Below are 17,539 nucleotides of genomic sequence, written 5' to 3'. Positions count from 1 at the left end.
ACTTACATGTTCGGGTAAGTCGGCCCGCCCGCACCTTCCGGGGTGACCCAGGTGATGTTCTGCGACGGATCCTTGATATCGCAGGTCTTGCAGTGCACGCAGTTCTGCGCGTTGATCTGGAAGCGCTTGCTGCCGTCTTCCTGGGCGACGACTTCGTACACCCCGGCCGGGCAGTAGCGCTGCGCCGGTTCGTCGTACAGCGGCAGGTTGGTGCCGATCGGGATGCCGGCATCGGCCAGCTTCAGGTGGCACGGCTGTTCTTCTTCATGGTTGGTGCTGGAGAGGAACACCGAACTCAGCTTGTCGAAGCTCAGCTTGCCGTCAGGTTTTGGATACTCGATCTTGGTCGAGTCGGCCGCCAGCTTGAGGCAGGCGTAGTCCGGCTTGGTGTCGTGCAGGGTGAACGGCAGCTTGCCGCCGAACCAGTTCTGGTCGACATAGTTGAACGCCGCACCGAGCATCGGGCCGAACTTGTGCATGGCCGGGCCGAAGTTGCGGCTGGCGAACAGTTCTTCATGCAGCCAGCTGGCCTTGAACGCCTCGACGTAGCTGTTGAGCTGGTCGCCACCTTCGCTGCCAGCGAGGAGGGCGTCAGCCACGGCTTCGGCGGCGAGCATGCCGGACTTCATCGCGGTGTGGCTGCCCTTGATCTTGGCCACGTTCATGGTGCCCAGGTCGCAACCGATCAGGGCGCCGCCGTTGAAGACCATCTTCGGCAGCGAGTTGATGCCGCCCTTGGCCAGGGCGCGGGCGCCATAGCTGATGCGCTTGCCGCCTTCGAGGTACTGGCTGATCACCGGATGGTGCTTCAGACGCTGGAATTCGTCGAATGGCGACAGGAACGGGTTGCTGTAGGACAGGTCGACGATCAGGCCGACCACCACCTGGTTGTTTTCCAGGTGATAGAGGAAGGAACCACCGGTGTTGTCCTTCTTCATCACGTCCAGCGGCCAGCCGGCGGTGTGCACCACCAGGCCTTGCTCGTGCTTGGCCGGGTCGATTTCCCAGATTTCCTTGAGGCCGATGCCGTAGTGCTGCACGTCCGCATCGCTGTCCAGGTTGAAACGCTTGATCAGCTGCTTGCCCAGGTGGCCACGGCAGCCTTCGGCGAACAGGGTGTACTTGCCGCGCAGTTCCATGCCCGGGGTGTACATGCCGTCCTTCGGCTGGCCTTCGCGGTCGACACCCATGTCGCCGGTGATGATCCCGCGAACCACGCCGTTGTCGTCGAACAGCACTTCCTGGGCGGCGAAGCCCGGGTAGATCTCGACGCCCAGGTTCTCGGCCTGCTGGGCCAGCCAGCGGCACAGGTTGCCCAGGGAGATGATGTAGTTGCCCTGGTTGTGCATGGTTTTCGGCACGAACAGGTCGGGCACCTTGACCGAGCTGCTGCCGTCCTTGAGCACGTAGATATCGTCGCGCTTGACCTCGGTGTTCAGCGGCGCGCCCAGCTCTTTCCAGTCCGGGAACAGTTCGTTCAGTGCGCGGGGTTCGAACACCGCGCCGGAGAGGATGTGCGCGCCGACCTCGGAGCCTTTTTCGACCACGCAGACGCTGATTTCGTTACCGGCTTCGGCGGCTTTCTGCTTCAGTCGGCAGGCAGCGGACAGGCCCGCCGGGCCTGCGCCGACGACGACCACGTCGAATTCCATGTATTCGCGTTCCACAGGTTCTCTCCTACTCAAGGCTCTCGGTTTTTCTTTCTAATGTGGGTGCAAGGCGGTCACTTCGAAGGGGGCGATTCTGTAGCTTCGGGGGATGACGTACTACACCGCTTTCTCTTGGCCGCGCATTATATCTACACCACTTGTGCGGTCCAATACAAACGTTTGTTTGAATTTGCCGGAGCCCAGTAAAATCAAAGAGGCGCGGCTTGAAGCTGGCGGTTTTGCCGTATTGACCGGATTGGGCGTTACGGTCAAGATACGGGCGGTTTTACGCTCGCCGTAGGCTGACCGTCGGATGCAGGAGCACCCCTAAAGACCTCGCTACAAGCAGGGCAGTTACGCCAAACCGGGGTTTGTAGTGAAGTTTACACGTCACCACAAAAAATGACTCACGGGTTTTGCGATGAAGGGTCGAAACGAGACTGATCAGTCCGTCTAACTTTCTTCCGCTGCGAACGTTTTTAAGAGGTGCCCTTGTACCCACGCGCAATCGCCGGGTTCGGCCCAGGCGACATTCTTTTCACCGGAGAGTAACGAGGAATCCATGAAGGTTCTTGTAGCTGTCAAACGAGTGGTCGACTACAACGTCAAGGTTCGCGTCAAGGCGGACAACTCCGGCGTCGACCTCGCCAACGTCAAAATGTCCATGAACCCCTTCTGCGAGATCGCCGTCGAAGAAGCCGTACGCCTGAAAGAAAAAGGCGTGGCCAGCGAGATCGTCGTCGTTACCGTCGGCCCGGCCACTGCCCAGGAACAACTGCGTACCGCCCTGGCCCTGGGTGCCGACCGCGCCGTGCTGGTGGAGTCCGCCGAAGAGCTGACCTCCCTGGCCGTGGCCAAGCTGCTCAAGGCCGTTGTCGACAAGGAACAGCCTCAGCTGGTGATCCTCGGCAAGCAGGCCATCGACAGCGACAACAACCAGACCGGCCAGATGCTGGCTGCGCTGACCGGCTACGCCCAAGGCACTTTCGCTTCGAAAGTCGAACTGGCTGGCGACAAGGTCAACGTCACCCGTGAAATCGACGGCGGCCTGCAGACCGTTGCCCTGAACCTGCCGGCGATCGTCACCACCGACCTGCGCCTGAACGAGCCGCGCTACGCGTCGCTGCCGAACATCATGAAGGCCAAGAAAAAGCCGCTGGAGACCGTTACTCCGGACGCGCTGGGCGTTTCCACCGCCTCGACCAACAAGACCCTGAAAGTCGAAGCGCCGGCTGCACGCAGCGCGGGCATCAAGGTCAAGTCGGTTGCTGAACTGGTCGAGAAACTGAAGAACGAGGCGAAGGTAATCTAAATGACTATCCTGGTTATCGCTGAACACGAGAACGGTGCCGTTGCACCCGCTACCCTGAACACCGTTGCCGCTGCCGCCAAGATCGGTGGCGACGTGCACGTCCTGGTCGCTGGCCAGAACGTCGGTGGTGTTGCCGAAGCTGCCGCGAAAATCGCTGGCGTGGCCAAGGTCCTGGTAGCCGACAACGCTGCCTACGCGCACTTCCTGCCGGAAAACGTCGCGCCGCTGGTAGCCGAGCTGGGCAAGGCCTACAGCCACGTGCTGGCGCCTGCCACCTCCAACGGCAAGAACGTCCTGCCACGCGTCGCCGCGCTGCTGGACGTCGACCAGATCTCCGAGATCATCTCGGTTGAATCCGCCGACACCTTCAAGCGTCCGATCTACGCCGGCAACGCCATTGCCACCGTGCAATCGACCGCGGCGATCAAGGTCATCACCGTTCGCGCCACCGGCTTCGACGCCGTTGCCGCCGAAGGTGGTTCGGCTTCTGTCGAAACCGTCGGTGCTGCCCACGACGCTGGCAAATCGGCCTTCGTCGGCGAAGAGCTGGCCAAGTCCGACCGTCCTGAGCTGACCGCTGCCAAGATCGTCGTTTCCGGCGGCCGCGGCATGCAGAACGGCGACAACTTCAAGCACCTGTACACCCTGGCGGATAAGCTGGGCGCGGCCGTCGGCGCTTCCCGCGCTGCGGTCGACGCAGGTTTCGTACCGAACGACATGCAGGTCGGCCAGACCGGCAAGATCGTCGCGCCTCAGCTGTACATCGCCGTCGGTATCTCCGGCGCGATCCAGCACCTGGCCGGCATGAAGGACTCGAAAGTCATCGTCGCGATCAACAAGGACGAGGAAGCTCCGATCTTCCAGGTGGCCGACTATGGCCTGGTGGCGGATCTGTTCGAAGCCGTTCCAGAGCTGGAGAAGCTGGTTTAATCCAGTCGCTTCACTTATAAAGGGCCCGGTTGTCCGGGGCGTGTGCCGGTGGTTTTCCACCGTGACATGGCCCGGGCAACCGGGCTTTTTGATTTCCGCAGGTCGAAGAAGGGGCGTGTGATGGTGCGGTTTGCACGAAAGGGAATACTGGCGGTGCTCGGTCTGGCTTGCCTGCCGTCGGTGACGCTGGCGGCCGGCAAATGCGAGCGGCTGGTGGCGACGGGCAGTCCGGATGCGCCGCCGTATTCATGGCGCGACCCGCAGGATCCCCGGCACCTGATGGGCGCCAGCGTCGATCTGCTCAAGCAGGTGGCGGCCGAGTTGGGCCTGAAGATCGAAGTGCTGTATGCCGGCAAGCGCAGCGAGGCCCAGGACGAAGTGCGCAGCGGGCGCATGGACCTGCTGGTGGATGCGCCGCTGGCCGTCAGCGAACTGACCTCCATGGACTATATCCATCCCTCGGTATTGCAAAACGAGTACGTGGTCTGGACCCGGCATGATTCCACGCTGGTCTACGACAATCTCGCCGACCTGCACAAGCATCAGGGCGCCATCTCCGAGAAATCCCGGCTCACCCCGGAATTCGCGGCATTCAGCAAGAGCGAGTTGAAGCTGGTCCAGGTGCCCAACCTGACCCAGGCCATGCAGAAGCTCCTGCTCGGCCAGGTGGACTATGTGCTCGCCGGGCGCTACTCGGGCATGGCCATGGCGCGCAGCCTGGGCATGGCCGATAACCTCGTGGCCCGTGGCCAGGCCCTCGATCACCCGGGGCTGTTCCTGGCGCTGTCGCACAATTCCGTCTGTAACGACGCCTGGTTACGCGGACAGTTGGCGAAAAAACTGACAGAATTGCCGGCTTCTGGCGTAGTCCAGGCGGCGGTGCAGCGCAATGTCGAGCGCTGGCAGGCGCAGTTGCAGCCGCCGCTCGATGCCCCAAAACAGTAGGAATACCCTGTGAGAATTCAATCGCTATTCGCCGCTCTGGCGCTGCTGGCCCTGGCCGGTTGCGCCAGTGACCCGGCACCCCACGAGCAGATGCGCCTGTCCGAGCAGGCGCTGGAGCAGGCCAAGGCCGTCGGTGCCACCGATGATGTTGCCGAGCTCAAGCTGGCTGAAGAAAAGCTGGAGCGTGCTCGTTCCAACATGCTGAGCGAGTCGTTCCGCGATGCGCGGATGCGCGCCGAACAGTCCGAACTGGACGCGCGCCTGGCCGAGGCCAGGGTGCTGACCCTGAAGAGCCAGGAACAACTGACCCTGCTGCAATCCCGGGTGGACCGTCTTCGCAAGCAAGTGGGGGAGCAACGGTGAGTTCGATCAAGCCTCTGGCGGTGCTGGCGATTGCCGGCGTTCTCGGTTTGCAGGGTTGCGCCAGCCAGCGCAGCGAAGTGGCACTGGATCAGGCGAGCGCTGCCTTCCAGTCGGTCAAGGATGATTCCAATGTGTTGCGCAGTGCGCCACGGGATGTGATCCGGGCGGGTGAGTCGCTGGCCAAGGCCGAGCGCCTGGCGACCTACTGGGGTACCGGCAGTGATGTGCGCCACTACGCCTACCTGAGCCAGCGCTACAGCGAAATCGCCCGCGAGCACAGCAACCTGGTACTCAACCAGGAGCGTCAAGCCAAGCTCGAACTGGAGCGTCAGCGCCTGCAACTGGCCCTGCGCGAAGCCAAGCTGTCCAGCGTGCAGCAGCAGGGCAAATGGCTGGAAGAGCAGATTGTCAGCCTCGCCACCACCGACACTGATCGCGGCCTGGTGATGACCCTGGGTGATGTGCTGTTCGATACCGGCGAGGCGGAGCTGAAGAATTCGGCCAGCCGGACCGTTTTGAAACTGGTGCAGTTCCTCCAGCTGAATCCGAAGCGGGTGGTGCGTATCGAGGGTTATACCGACAGCACCGGCAACCCGGACGACAACCTCACGCTGTCGCGGGATCGTGCGCAGTCGGTGGCCGATATGCTGGTGGACCTGGGTGTCGATGAAAAGCGCATCAAGGTGATCGGCTATGGCGACCAGTACCCGGTCGAGGCCAACGCCTCGGAGCGGGGCAGGGCGCAGAATCGCCGGGTCGAGATCGTGTTCTCCGATGAGAAGGGCAGGCTGGGCGCCGAGCGGTGAGGTGCTGACTGCTTTGAAAGAAACCCGGTGGTCGAAAGATCCCGGGTTTTTTTGTTGGCCTGGAGGGCCTCATCGCTGGCAAGCCAGCTCCCACAGGGTCCGCAGCGCCGCAGAACCCTGTGGGAGCTGGCTTGCCAGCGATGAGGCCCTCAGCCACAACATCATTCAAAAAGGATTGAAAACTCCCGATGGTTATACCCAAACGCCGCTTTGCTTCCCCGCTACACAACTGTATCGTCTGCTGATCCGCAATCTGTCCCAGTACACTTGGCAACTGTTACGGTAATCTCAGTCGCCAGAACACACGTACAACCGGATTGCCTGCCGTGTCGAGAGAAGGATCCATGACCAACCTGTTGCTTTACCAGCGCATCGCCCAGCAGCTCGCCGAGGATATCCGGCGTGGTGTCTACCAGCCGGGTGAGCGCGTGCCGTCCGTGCGCAAGATGAGCTCGCAGTTGAATGTGAGCCATGCCACGGTGCTGCAGGCCTATGCCAATCTCGAGGACCAGGGCCTGATCCGCGCCCGGCCGCAGTCCGGCTACTACGTGCACCAGACTCCCGCGCTGACGGCATCGACCCCGGATATCGCCCGGGTCGAGCGGCCAGGCCTGGTCACCCGGGCCAGCATCATCCAGCAGGTGCTCACCGAAGCCCGGCGCGACGGCGTGTTCCCGCTGGGCGCGGCAGTCCCCCATGTCGATTACCTGCCGGTGCGCGCGCTGCATCAGCAGTTGGCCAAGGTCACCCGCTTCCAGAGCCCGCGGGCCTTCAGCTATATGTTCAGCCCGGGCTTCGAGCCGCTGCGCCGGCAGATCGCCATTCGCATGCGTGATGCCGGGGTGGTGGTGGATCCGTCCGAAGTGGTGGTCACCCATGGTTGCGTCGATGCCTTGCAGATGTCGTTGCGGGTGCTGACCCGGCCGGGGGATCTGATCGCGGCGGAATCACCGACCTATTATGGGTTGCTGCAACTGGCGGATCTGCTGGGCCTGAAGGTGATCGAGATCCCCAGTGATCCCTCCACCGGCATCAGCCTGGAAGCGCTGCAACTGGCCGCCAACCAATGGTCGATCAAGGCCCTGGTGCTGACCGCGCGCCTGAGCAATCCGCTGGGTGGGACCATTCCGGAGGAGCGGCAGAAACAGTTATTGCGCCTGTCTTCGGACTTCAACATCCAGATCATCGAAGACGATATCTACGGCGAACTGATGTTCGAGCAGGGCAAGACCAAGTCGCTCAAGGCCTTCGACCGCCTGGGCCGGGTCATCTACTGTTCGAGCTTTTCCAAGACCCTGTCGCCCGGTGTGCGCATCGGCTGGATGATCGCTGGCAACTACCAGGCGGAAATCCAGCGTTTGCAGACCTTCAGCACCCATTCCGCCTGCAGCGTGACGCAGATGGGGGTTGCCGCTTACCTGGAAAATGGCGGTTACGACCGTCATCTGCGGTTTATCCGCCAGGAATACCGGAAGAATCTCAGTGCCTATCAGCTGGCCGTGCAGCAGTACTTCCCGGAAGGCACGCAGATGACCCGACCAACGGGCGGCTTCATCCTGTGGGTCAGTTTGCCCGGCCGGGTCAATACCCAGGAACTGCACGTGCGCGCCCTGCAGCAAGGGATCAGTATTGCGCCGGGGCTGATTTTCAGTAATACCGAGCAGTTCAACCACTGCATCCGTCTCAACTGCGGGATCCCGTGGAATCGTGAGGCGGAGAGGGCGTTGATGACCCTGGGAATGCTGGCCAACCAGCTGTGCCAGGAAACGGCCAGTGCTGGCTATCTGTAATCTGCACCTTGTCAGGCGTGTCTGGAACGGGGAGCATAGGCACTTTCCCCTGGTAGTCTGTCGTTGCCTATGACTCTCTCGCGTTGTCTCGGACTGGTATTGGCGGGGTTGCTCGTGCTGTCTTCAGCCGGCCCGGTGGCGGCCGCTTCCGAGGTCAGGCCACAGGTACAGAAAAGCGAAAAGCCCAGTGCGAAGAAGCAGTCGGCGGCCAAGGCCAAGCCCGTCACGGCGACCAAAAAGCCGGTGAAGGTCAAAAAGACTGCGGCACGCAAGAAGGCCGACGCCATCGCGGCGCCGCTACCCAAGGCCAGGCTGGACCTGAGCCTGCCGCCGGACCTGATGAAGGGCATGAAGCCGGTGGCCGAGATCGAGGCCGAGGTGCGCAAGCCACTGTTGCCGGCGATGTTCGGGGAGAAGCCGCAAACCGACAGTCCGTTCCAGCTCAACGGTCGGCTGCTGAGCAATGAAATGCAGTTGCAGCTACGCAACGATATGCGCCAGCAGGAAATCGAAGGCGCCGCCATCGACTTCGAATTCAAGCAGTAACCCCGCGTAACGAGAACCGACCGGTCAGCGATATTTCATCCTGTCGGGAATTTCAAACGCTTGTTTTAGTCGTTACTATCCTTTCATCCGCACCATTTGCGTTCCTGAGGTTCTGATTCATGAAATGCCGAGAAGGCTGCGGCGCGTGCTGCATTGCGCCATCGATCAGCTCGTTCATTCCCGGCATGCCTGATGGCAAACCGGCTGGCGAGCGCTGCATTCATCTCTCTGCGGTCAACCTGTGCAATCTGTTCGGGCAGCCGGAGCGTCCGGCGGTCTGTTCCGGTTTCACGGCGGATATCGAGGTGTGTGGCAGCGATCGCGACGAGGCGATCAGGATCATCGGCTGGTGGGAGCAAATGACTGCGGCCTGAAAGCGAATCTTCGACAACAAGGAAAACAAGCGGATGAGATCGTTCAAGCATGTAGCAATAATCGTGGGTTTGACTGCCTTGTCGAACATGGCCCTTGCCGAAGACTGGAAAGTGGCCAAGGAAGAAGAGGGCATCAAGGTGTCCCTCAGCGATGTGGCGGGCTCCAAGTACAAGGCCTATCGCGGTGTCGCCCTGATCAAGGCGCCGGTGGCGACCATCGTCAAGCTGCAGGAAGATGTGGCCGGTTCCTGCGCCTGGATCCATGAGTGCAAGCAGCAGAAGCTGCTCAAGCACGAGGGTGACCAGAGCTGGACCTACGCCCAGTTCAATACCCCGTGGCCGGTGACGGCGCGGGATTCGGTGCTGCATATCACCACCGAGCAGGGCGCCGACGGCAGCGTGACCCGCAAGATCGAGGCAGCGCCGACTTACCAGCCGGAAGAGAAAGGCTTTGTGCGGGTCGCGGCGGCGGATGGTTTCTGGAAGCTGGTGCCGAAGGGTGATGCCACCGAGGTGACCTACCAGTTACATACCGACCCGGGTGGCAGCGTGCCGTCCTGGTTGTCGAACAAATTCGTGGTGGAGGCGCCGTTCAATACCTTGAAGGCGTTGAAGGCGAGGGCTGAAGCGGCGAAGTGAGGTGTAACAGTTGCTGGCTTTCCTATGGAAGTCTGCAACTGTGACGCGGTCCCTGTGGGAGCTGGCTTGCCAGCGATGAGGCCGGCAGGGGGCAAAGAGGTTGTCCGGGCGGGCCCTATCGCTGGCAAGCCAGCTCCCACAGGGGTTGGCGTCGGTTCCGGATAATAAAAAAGGCTGCCAGATGGCAGCCTTTTTTTGCGTTCGGCCGAAGCTTACTTGCGGTCTTCCAGCTTGACCATGTCGCGGGACTCGTAGCCGGTGTACAGCTGGCGAGGGCGGCCGATCTTGTACGGGCTGGAGAGCATTTCCTTCCAGTGCGAGATCCAGCCGACGGTCCGCGCCAGGGCGAAGATCACGGTGAACATGCTGGTCGGAATGCCGATCGCCTTGAGGATGATACCCGAGTAGAAGTCGACGTTCGGGTACAGCGAGCGCTCGATGAAGTACGGATCGGTGAGCGCGATCTCTTCCAGGCGCATCGCCAGTTCCAGCTGCGGGTCGTTCTTGATGCCCAGCTCGCGCAGGACTTCGTCGCAGGTCTGTTTCATCACGGTGGCGCGCGGGTCGCGGTTCTTGTAGACGCGGTGACCGAAGCCCATCAGCTTGAACGGATCGTTCTTGTCCTTCGCCTTGGCGATGAACTTGTCGATGTTCGACACGTCGCCGATTTCATCCAGCATGGTCAGCACGGCTTCGTTCGCACCGCCGTGGGCAGGGCCCCACAGTGCAGCGATACCGGCGGCGATACAGGCGAACGGGTTGGCACCCGAGGAGCCGGCCAGGCGCACGGTGGAGGTGGAGGCGTTCTGCTCGTGGTCGGCGTGGAGGATGAAGATCCGGTCCATTGCCTTGGCCAGTACCGGGCTGATCGGTTTGATCTCGCACGGGGTGTTGAACATCATGTGCAGGAAGTTTTCCGCGTACGACAGGTCGTTGCGCGGGTACATCATGGGCTGGCCCATGGAGTACTTGTAGACCATCGCGGCCAGGGTCGGCATCTTGGCGACCAGGCGCACGGCGGAGATTTCCCGGTGCTGCGGGTTATTGATGTCCAGCGAGTCGTGATAGAACGCCGACAGGGCGCCAACCACGCCGCACATGACGGCCATCGGGTGGGCGTCGCGGCGGAAGCCGTTGAAGAAGGACTTCAACTGCTCGTGCACCATGGTGTGGTTCTTCACGGTGCTGACGAACTGGGCCTTCTGCTCGGCGTTCGGCAGTTCGCCGTTGAGCAGCAGGTAGCAGGTTTCGAGGTAGTCGGATTGCTCGGCGAGCTGTTCGATCGGGTAGCCGCGATGCAGCAGGATGCCCTTGTCGCCGTCGATGTAGGTGATCTTCGACTCGCAGGATGCAGTCGCCATGAAACCAGGGTCGAAAGTGAAGTGACCCGTGGCCCCCAACCCTCTGACGTCGATAACATCTGGACCAACGGTGCCGGTTAAAATGGGCAGCTCGACGGGGGCTGCGCCCTCGATGACCAACTGCGCTTTTTTGTCAGCCATGTGGCCTCCTATTAATGCTTGAAATCATCTGACAGACCCCCCACGCAGGGCCCGCACCACTATAGTGAGATAAATTCGAATGTCAATTTGCCTAAAGCCCGGTTGTAACGGGGTTTAGGCCCTGTTTTTCCTCGAAAATGTCGCCCATTTACGCCTTTTGTTCGATAAAGGCAATGCGCTATTTGGGCTACCCCTTCACGTTGTCATTAGTAGCCTAACTGTCTATACTCGGCACCCGACCGCCAGGGGCATCCGCGCCCGTCTCACTGGGGGTCGCCGCTCCCTGGGTGGTGGGTACCTGACCAGTACACTTACCAACAACTTTGCCCTGCTTGCTAGGGGCTCTTCAGTGTGAAAAAAGCCGTGAAAAGCCAACGACCTGTAAACCTAGACCTAAGGACCATCAAACTCCCGATCACCGCTTACACGTCCATTCTTCACCGTATCTCCGGCGTCATCCTGTTCCTGGGCCTGGCCATCATGCTTTATGCATTGGGCAAATCCCTGGGTTCCGAGGAAGGCTTTGGCGAGGTGAAGGCGTGTCTGACCAGTCCGCTGGCCAAGTTCGTGTTCTGGGCTCTGCTGTCCGCCTTGCTGTATCACCTGGTGGCCGGTGTGCGCCACCTGATCATGGACATGGGCATCGGTGAGACGCTGGAAGGCGGCAAACTGGGCTCGAAAATTGTCATCGTCATCTCCGTGGTGGTGATCGTGCTGGCGGGAGTTTGGATATGGTAACCAACGTCACGAACCTTTCGCGTTCGGGCCTCTATGACTGGATGGCGCAGCGCGTTTCTGCGGTCGTTCTCGCGGCTTATTTCATCTTCCTGATCGGCTACCTGGTCGCGCACCCTGGCATCGACTATGCCACGTGGCACGCTCTGTTCTCCAACAACGCGATGCGTATCTTCAGTCTGCTGGCACTGGTTGCCCTGGGCGCTCACGCCTGGGTCGGCATGTGGACCATTGCAACCGACTACCTGACCCCTATGGCGTTCGGCAAGTCGGCGACTGCGATTCGTTTCCTGTTCCAGGCGGTATGCGGTGTCGCGATGTTCGCGTACTTCGTCTGGGGTGTGCAGATTCTCTGGGGTATCTGATTCATGGCTATCATTCCAACGATTTCTTTCGACGCCATCATTGTTGGCGGCGGCGGTGCCGGCATGCGCGCTGCGCTGCAGCTGGCCCAGGGCGGTCACAAGACTGCCGTGATCACCAAGGTGTTCCCGACCCGTTCGCACACCGTATCCGCCCAGGGCGGCATCACCTGCGCCATCGCTTCGGCCGACCCGAACGACGACTGGCGCTGGCACATGTACGATACCGTCAAGGGTTCCGACTACATCGGTGACCAGGACGCTATCGAATACATGTGTCAGGAAGGCCCGGCTGCGGTCTTCGAACTGGACCACATGGGTCTGCCGTTCTCCCGTACCGAGACTGGCCGTATCTACCAGCGTCCGTTCGGTGGCCAGTCCAAGGACTTCGGTAAAGGTGGCCAGGCCGCCCGTACCTGCGCCGCTTCCGACCGTACCGGTCACGCGCTGCTGCACACCCTGTACCAGGGCAACCTGAAGGCAGGCACCACCTTCCTCAACGAGTACTACGCGGTTGACCTGGTGAAGAACCAGGACGGCGCGTTCGTCGGCGTGATCGCAATCTGCATCGAAACCGGCGAAACCCAGTACATCCGTTCGAAGGCCACCGTACTGGCTACCGGCGGTGCCGGTCGCATCTACTCCTCGACCACCAACGCCCTGATCAACACCGGCGACGGCGTGGGCATGGCCCTGCGTGCCGGCGTTCCGGTGCAGGACATCGAGATGTGGCAGTTCCACCCGACCGGTATCGCCGGCGCAGGTGTACTGGTCACCGAAGGCTGCCGTGGTGAAGGCGGTTACCTGATCAACAAGCACGGCGAGCGTTTCATGGAGCGTTATGCTCCGAACGCCAAGGACCTCGCAGGTCGTGACGTCGTTGCCCGTTCCATGGTCAAGGAAATCATCGCCGGCAACGGCTGTGGCCCTAACGGCGACCACGTGATGCTGAAACTCGACCACCTCGGTGAAGAAGTTCTGCACAGCCGCCTGCCAGGCATCTGCGAACTGTCCAAGACCTTCGCCCACGTCGACCCTGTCGTCGCGCCGGTCCCGGTCGTTCCAACCTGCCACTACATGATGGGCGGCGTTGCCACCAACATTCATGGCCAGGCCATCACCCAGGACGCCAACGGCCAGGACCAGATCATTCCAGGTCTGTTCGCCGTAGGTGAAGTGGCGTGCGTCTCGGTCCACGGTGCCAACCGCCTGGGCGGCAACTCGCTGCTCGACCTGGTGGTCTTCGGCCGCGCTGCCGGCCTGCACCTGGAAAAGGCGCTGACCGACGGTATCGAATACCGCGACGCCAGCGACACCGACGTCGAAGTCGCCCTGAACCGTCTGAACAAGCTCAACGAGCGCACCACTGGTGAAGACGTCGCAACCCTGAAGCGCGAGCTGCAGAGCTGCATGCAGAACTACTTCGGTGTGTTCCGTACCGGCGAATACATGCAGAAAGGTATCGCCCAGCTGGCCGATCTGCGCGAGCGTATCGCCAACGTCAAGATCAACGACAAGTCCCAGGCCTTCAACACCGCGCGTATCGAAGCGCTGGAGCTGCAGAACCTGCTGGAAGTCGCTGAAGCTACCGCCATCGCGGCCGAGCACCGTAAAGAGTCCCGCGGCGCCCACGCCCGTGAAGACTTCGAAGACCGTGACGACGAAAACTGGCTGTGCCACACCCTGTACTTCCCAGGTGAGAAGCGGGTTGCCAAGCGTGCAGTCAACTTCGCGCCGAAGACCGTACCGGCGTTCGAACCAAAAGTCCGGACTTACTAAGGGTGGCCGCCATGTTGCAAGTAGAAGTTTATCGTTACAACCCGGATACCGATTCGGCGCCTAAAACCCAGGTGTTCCAGGTCGATACCGGTGGCAAGGACCTGATGGTGCTGGACGTGCTGGCCCTGATCAAGGAGCAGGACGAAGGTTTCTCCTACCGTCGCTCCTGCCGTGAAGGCGTTTGCGGCTCCGACGGCATGAACATCAACGGCAAGAACGGCCTGGCGTGCATCACGCCGCTGTCCTCTGTCGTAAAAGGTAACAAGTTGGTGGTGCGTCCGCTGCCTGGTTTGCCGGTTATCCGTGACCTGGTCGTCGACATGAGCATCTTCTACAAGCAGTACGAGAAGGTGAAGCCGTTCCTGCAGAACGACACGCCGGCCCCGGCTATCGAGCGTCTGCAATCGCCGGAAGAACGTGACAAGCTGGACGGTCTGTACGAGTGCATCCTGTGCGCCTGCTGCTCGACTTCCTGCCCGTCGTTCTGGTGGAACCCCGACAAGTTCCTCGGTCCTGCCGCGCTGCTGCAAGCCTATCGCTTCCTGGCCGACAGCCGCGACACCAAGACCCAGGAGCGCCTGGCGTCCCTGGACGACCCGTTCAGCGTCTTCCGCTGCCGCGGGATCATGAACTGCGTGAACGTTTGCCCTAAAGGTCTGAACCCGACCAAGGCCATCGGTCACGTACGTAACATGCTGCTCCAGAGCGGTACCTGATTCTGAAAGTGTGTTGAAAGTGTGAAGCTGTAATGTTGTAACCGCAGTACGCCAAGATGCGGGCGCAAGCCCGCATCGAGGTGCAACCCGAGCGAGGGTCAAAAGCCCGAGCTTTTACCTATGAAGATATGAGACCAGCAGGGGCATCCGGGCTGGTACCCGGTAAATCTGCGGGATCTTGCAGGCCTGGTTTTGGTGAGATGACTCCAGGCTTACGTGGTTCTGCCGATCGAGGCCCCTAACCGAGGGTGACCAAGCATGCAAGAAAGCGTGATGCAGCGCATGTGGAACAGCGCCCACCTGTCAGGTGGTAACGCTGCATATGTGGAAGAGCTCTACGAGCTCTACCTGCACGACCCTAACGCCGTGCCAGAAGAGTGGCGCACCTACTTCCAGAAGTTGCCCGCAGAAGGCAGCACTGCTACCGATGTATCGCACTCGACGATCCGCGACCATTTCGTGCTGCTGGCGAAGAACCAGCGCCGCGCCCAACCGGTGTCCGCCGGGAGCGTGAGCAGTGAGCATGAGAAGAAGCAGGTTGAAGTGCTGCGACTGATCCAGGCCTACCGTATGCGCGGCCACCAAGCGGCTAAGCTCGACCCGTTGGGGTTGTGGCAGCGCCCCGCGCCAGTAGACCTGTCGATCAATCACTACGGCTTGACCAATGCCGATCTTGATACGACCTTCCGTGCCGGCGACCTGTTCATCGGCAAAGAGGAAGCGAGCCTACGCGAAATCTTCGATGCGTTGCAGCAGACATATTGTCGCACCATCGGCGCCGAGTTCACCCACATCGTCGACTCCGAGCAGCGCAGCTGGTTCCAGCAGCGTCTGGAGAGCGTGCGTGGCCGTCCGTCCTTCTCTGCCGACATCCAGAGCCACCTGCTCGAGCGCGTCACCGCGGCCGAGGGCCTGGAGAAGTACCTGGGCACCAAGTACCCGGGCACCAAGCGTTTCGGCCTGGAAGGTGGCGAGAGCCTGATCCCGATGCTGGACGAACTGATCCAGCGCTCCGGCTCCTACGGCACCAAGGAAGTGGTTATCGGCATGGCCCACCGTGGCCGTCTCAACGTGCTGGTCAACACCTTCGGCAAGAACCCGCGCGAGCTGTTCGACGAGTTCGAAGGCAAGAAGAAGGTCGAGCTGGGCTCCGGTGACGTGAAGTATCACCAGGGCTTCTCGTCCAACGTGATGACCGCAGGCGGCGAAGTCCACCTGGCCATGGCGTTCAACCCCTCCCACCTGGAAATCGTCTCGCCAGTAGTGGAAGGTTCGGTTCGCGCCCGTCAGGACCGCCGCAACGACACCGTTGGCGACAAGGTACTGCCGATCTCCATCCACGGTGATGCCGCGTTCGCGGGGCAGGGCGTGGTCATGGAAACCTTCCAGATGTCGCAGACCCGCGGTTTCAAGACCGGCGGTACCGTGCACATCGTGATCAACAACCAGGTTGGTTTCACCATCAGCAACCCGCTGGACTCCCGTTCCACCGAGTACTGCACCGACGTCGCCAAGATGATCCAGGCGCCGATCCTGCACGTGAACGGCGACGATCCGGAAGCGGTGCTGTTCGTGACCCAGCTGGCGGTCGACTACCGCATGCAGTTCAAGCGTGACGTGGTCATCGACCTGGTCTGCTACCGTCGCCGCGGCCACAACGAGGCCGACGAGCCGAACGGCACCCAGCCGCTGATGTACCAGCAGATCACCAAGCAGCGCACCACCCGCGAGCTGTACGCCGAAAGCCTGACCCAGGCGGGTCGCCTCGACGCCGAGCGCGTCCAGGCCAAGGTCGACGAGTACCGCAACGCGCTGGACAACGGTCTGCACGTGGTGAAGAGCCTGGTCAAGGAGCCGAACAAGGAGCTGTTCGTCGACTGGCGTCCGTACCTGGGCCATGCCTGGACCGCGCGTCACGACACCCGCTTCGACCTGAAGACCCTGCAGGAACTGTCGGCCAAGCTCCTCGAGCTGCCGGAAGGCTTCGTGGTCCAGCGCCAGGTGTCGAAGATCTACGAAGACCGCCAGAAGATGCAGGCCGGTGGCTTGCCGATCAACTGGGGTTATGCCGAGACCATGGCGTACGCCACCCTGGCATTCGAAGGTCACCCGATCCGCATGACCGGCCAGGACATCGGCCGTGGCACCTTCTCGCACCGCCATGCGGTACTGCACAACCAGAAGGACGCCAGCACCTACATTCCGTTGCAGAACCTCTTCGAAGGCCAGCCACGTTTCGACCTGTACGATTCGTTCCTGTCCGAAGAAGCGGTGCTGGCCTTCGAATACGGCTACTCCACCACCACGCCGAACGCGCTGGTGATCTGGGAAGCCCAGTTCGGTGACTTCGCCAACGGCGCGCAAGTGGTCGTCGACCAGTTCATCACCAGCGGCGAGCACAAGTGGGGCCGCCTGTGCGGTCTGACCATGCTGCTGCCACACGGTTATGAAGGTCAGGGCCCCGAGCACTCCTCGGCACGTCTTGAGCGTTACCTGCAGCTGTGCGCCGAGCACAACGTCCAGGTCTGCGTACCGACCACCCCGGCCCAGATCTACCATCTGCTGCGCCGCCAGGTGATCCGTCCGCTGCGCAAACCGCTGATCGTACTGACACCGAAGTCGCTGCTGCGCCACAAGCTGGCCATCTCGACCCTGGAAGATCTGGCCGAAGGCTCGTTCCAGACCGTGATCCCGGAAATCGATACCCTCGATCCGAAAAAGGTCAGCCGTCTGGTCCTGTGCAGCGGCAAGGTCTACTACGATCTGCTGGAAAAACGCCGTGCCGAAGGTCGTGAAGACATCGCCATCGTGCGTATCGAACAACTGTATCCGTTCCCTGAAGACGATCTGGTTGAAATCCTCGCCCCGTACACCGAGCTGAAGAACGTGGTGTGGTGCCAGGAAGAACCGATGAACCAGGGCGCCTGGTACAGCAGCCAGCACCACATGCGCCGTATCCTCGGTCGTCACAACAAGGACCTGGTCCTTGAGTACGCCGGTCGTGATGCGTCCGCGGCTCCAGCCTGTGGTTACGCTTCGATGCACGCCGAGCAGCAGGAAAAACTGCTGCAAGATGCCTTCACCGTTTAAT

The 17,539-nt window shown here is 61.3% G+C and carries 16 protein-coding genes; 14 read left to right on the top strand and 2 right to left on the bottom strand.

Going from position 1 to position 17,539, the window contains the following annotated elements:
* Positions 1-2: 2 nt before the first annotated feature.
* Entirely contained in the window at positions 3-1,667 is a 1,665-nt protein-coding gene (locus PSEMO_RS07700) for an electron transfer flavoprotein-ubiquinone oxidoreductase (protein WP_075802522.1), read from the bottom strand.
* A gap of 544 nt (positions 1,668-2,211) precedes the next feature.
* On the opposite strand from PSEMO_RS07700, the gene PSEMO_RS07695 reads away from it, so the two are divergent.
* The 9 genes from PSEMO_RS07695 to PSEMO_RS07655 all read left to right on the top strand — a co-directional run bounded on the left by PSEMO_RS07695 (position 2,212) and on the right by PSEMO_RS07655 (position 9,354).
* A complete protein-coding gene (locus tag PSEMO_RS07695) occupies positions 2,212-2,961 on the top strand; it encodes an electron transfer flavoprotein subunit beta/FixA family protein (protein ID WP_075802521.1) in 750 nt (249 codons plus the stop codon).
* Positions 2,962-3,891 (top strand): electron transfer flavoprotein subunit alpha/FixB family protein, encoded by a 930-nt coding sequence (locus PSEMO_RS07690; protein WP_075802520.1) that lies wholly within the window; start codon positions 2,962-2,964, stop codon positions 3,889-3,891.
* A gap of 120 nt (positions 3,892-4,011) precedes the next feature.
* Complete coding sequence (locus PSEMO_RS07685) at positions 4,012-4,836, top strand: substrate-binding periplasmic protein (RefSeq protein WP_075802519.1); 825 nt, start codon at positions 4,012-4,014, stop codon at positions 4,834-4,836.
* Between the two features lie 9 nt (positions 4,837-4,845).
* Complete coding sequence (locus tag PSEMO_RS07680) at positions 4,846-5,199, top strand: DUF4398 domain-containing protein (RefSeq protein ID WP_075802518.1); 354 nt, start codon at positions 4,846-4,848, stop codon at positions 5,197-5,199.
* A complete protein-coding gene (locus tag PSEMO_RS07675) occupies positions 5,196-6,005 on the top strand; it encodes an OmpA family protein (protein ID WP_075802517.1) in 810 nt (269 codons plus the stop codon). Before PSEMO_RS07680 ends, PSEMO_RS07675 begins: the two co-directional genes overlap by 4 nt.
* A gap of 344 nt (positions 6,006-6,349) precedes the next feature.
* Positions 6,350-7,795 carry an aminotransferase-like domain-containing protein gene (locus PSEMO_RS07670; protein WP_075802516.1) on the top strand — a complete coding sequence of 482 codons (1,446 nt, stop codon included), beginning with the start codon at positions 6,350-6,352 and terminating at the stop codon, positions 7,793-7,795.
* Between the two features lie 114 nt (positions 7,796-7,909).
* Complete coding sequence (locus tag PSEMO_RS07665) at positions 7,910-8,341, top strand: translation initiation factor 2 (protein WP_256721035.1); 432 nt, start codon at positions 7,910-7,912, stop codon at positions 8,339-8,341.
* Positions 8,342-8,460: 119 nt separating this feature from the next.
* Positions 8,461-8,715: a YkgJ family cysteine cluster protein gene (locus tag PSEMO_RS07660; RefSeq protein WP_075802514.1), complete on the top strand. Its 255-nt coding sequence runs from the start codon at positions 8,461-8,463 to the stop codon at positions 8,713-8,715.
* Between the two features lie 33 nt (positions 8,716-8,748).
* Positions 8,749-9,354: an START domain-containing protein gene (locus PSEMO_RS07655; protein WP_075802513.1), complete on the top strand. Its 606-nt coding sequence runs from the start codon at positions 8,749-8,751 to the stop codon at positions 9,352-9,354.
* A gap of 212 nt (positions 9,355-9,566) precedes the next feature.
* Here PSEMO_RS07655 and gltA read toward each other — a convergent pair whose 3' ends face one another.
* Positions 9,567-10,856, bottom strand: a complete 1,290-nt coding sequence (gene gltA, locus PSEMO_RS07650; RefSeq protein ID WP_075802512.1) for a citrate synthase — start codon at positions 10,854-10,856, stop codon at positions 9,567-9,569.
* A 351-nt stretch (positions 10,857-11,207) separates the two neighbouring features.
* Between gltA and sdhC the strand changes: the two genes are divergently transcribed.
* From sdhC to PSEMO_RS07625, 5 genes are all read left to right on the top strand, one after another.
* Positions 11,208-11,594 carry a succinate dehydrogenase, cytochrome b556 subunit gene (gene sdhC, locus PSEMO_RS07645; protein WP_170394861.1) on the top strand — a complete coding sequence of 129 codons (387 nt, stop codon included), beginning with the start codon at positions 11,208-11,210 and terminating at the stop codon, positions 11,592-11,594.
* Positions 11,588-11,956 carry a succinate dehydrogenase, hydrophobic membrane anchor protein gene (gene sdhD, locus PSEMO_RS07640; protein ID WP_075802510.1) on the top strand — a complete coding sequence of 123 codons (369 nt, stop codon included), beginning with the start codon at positions 11,588-11,590 and terminating at the stop codon, positions 11,954-11,956. Before sdhC ends, sdhD begins: the two co-directional genes overlap by 7 nt.
* A 3-nt stretch (positions 11,957-11,959) precedes the next feature.
* Positions 11,960-13,732 (top strand): succinate dehydrogenase flavoprotein subunit, encoded by a 1,773-nt coding sequence (gene sdhA, locus PSEMO_RS07635; RefSeq protein ID WP_075802509.1) that lies wholly within the window; start codon positions 11,960-11,962, stop codon positions 13,730-13,732.
* Between the two features lie 11 nt (positions 13,733-13,743).
* Positions 13,744-14,448 (top strand): succinate dehydrogenase iron-sulfur subunit, encoded by a 705-nt coding sequence (locus PSEMO_RS07630; RefSeq protein WP_009396299.1) that lies wholly within the window; start codon positions 13,744-13,746, stop codon positions 14,446-14,448.
* A 258-nt stretch (positions 14,449-14,706) separates the two neighbouring features.
* Positions 14,707-17,538: a 2-oxoglutarate dehydrogenase E1 component gene (locus PSEMO_RS07625; protein WP_075802508.1), complete on the top strand. Its 2,832-nt coding sequence runs from the start codon at positions 14,707-14,709 to the stop codon at positions 17,536-17,538.
* Position 17,539 lies beyond the last annotated feature (1 nt).

It is taken from the genome of Pseudomonas putida (assembly GCF_001941965.1).
Classification (GTDB): domain Bacteria; phylum Pseudomonadota; class Gammaproteobacteria; order Pseudomonadales; family Pseudomonadaceae; genus Aquipseudomonas; species Aquipseudomonas putida_L.
This window is presented reverse-complemented; position numbering and strand designations above follow the sequence as displayed.

Coding starts and splice junctions, on each gene's coding strand:
- sdhD (WP_075802510.1), top strand. CDS start 11,588: ATGGTAACCAACGTCACGAACCTTTCGCGTTCGGGCCTCTATGACTGG.
- PSEMO_RS07670 (WP_075802516.1), top strand. CDS start 6,350: ATGACCAACCTGTTGCTTTACCAGCGCATCGCCCAGCAGCTCGCCGAG.
- PSEMO_RS07685 (WP_075802519.1), top strand. CDS start 4,012: ATGGTGCGGTTTGCACGAAAGGGAATACTGGCGGTGCTCGGTCTGGCT.
- PSEMO_RS07695 (WP_075802521.1), top strand. CDS start 2,212: ATGAAGGTTCTTGTAGCTGTCAAACGAGTGGTCGACTACAACGTCAAG.
- PSEMO_RS07690 (WP_075802520.1), top strand. CDS start 2,962: ATGACTATCCTGGTTATCGCTGAACACGAGAACGGTGCCGTTGCACCC.
- sdhA (WP_075802509.1), top strand. CDS start 11,960: ATGGCTATCATTCCAACGATTTCTTTCGACGCCATCATTGTTGGCGGC.
- PSEMO_RS07655 (WP_075802513.1), top strand. CDS start 8,749: ATGAGATCGTTCAAGCATGTAGCAATAATCGTGGGTTTGACTGCCTTG.
- PSEMO_RS07630 (WP_009396299.1), top strand. CDS start 13,744: ATGTTGCAAGTAGAAGTTTATCGTTACAACCCGGATACCGATTCGGCG.
- PSEMO_RS07625 (WP_075802508.1), top strand. CDS start 14,707: ATGCAAGAAAGCGTGATGCAGCGCATGTGGAACAGCGCCCACCTGTCA.
- gltA (WP_075802512.1), bottom strand. CDS start 10,856: ATGGCTGACAAAAAAGCGCAGTTGGTCATCGAGGGCGCAGCCCCCGTC.
- PSEMO_RS07660 (WP_075802514.1), top strand. CDS start 8,461: ATGAAATGCCGAGAAGGCTGCGGCGCGTGCTGCATTGCGCCATCGATC.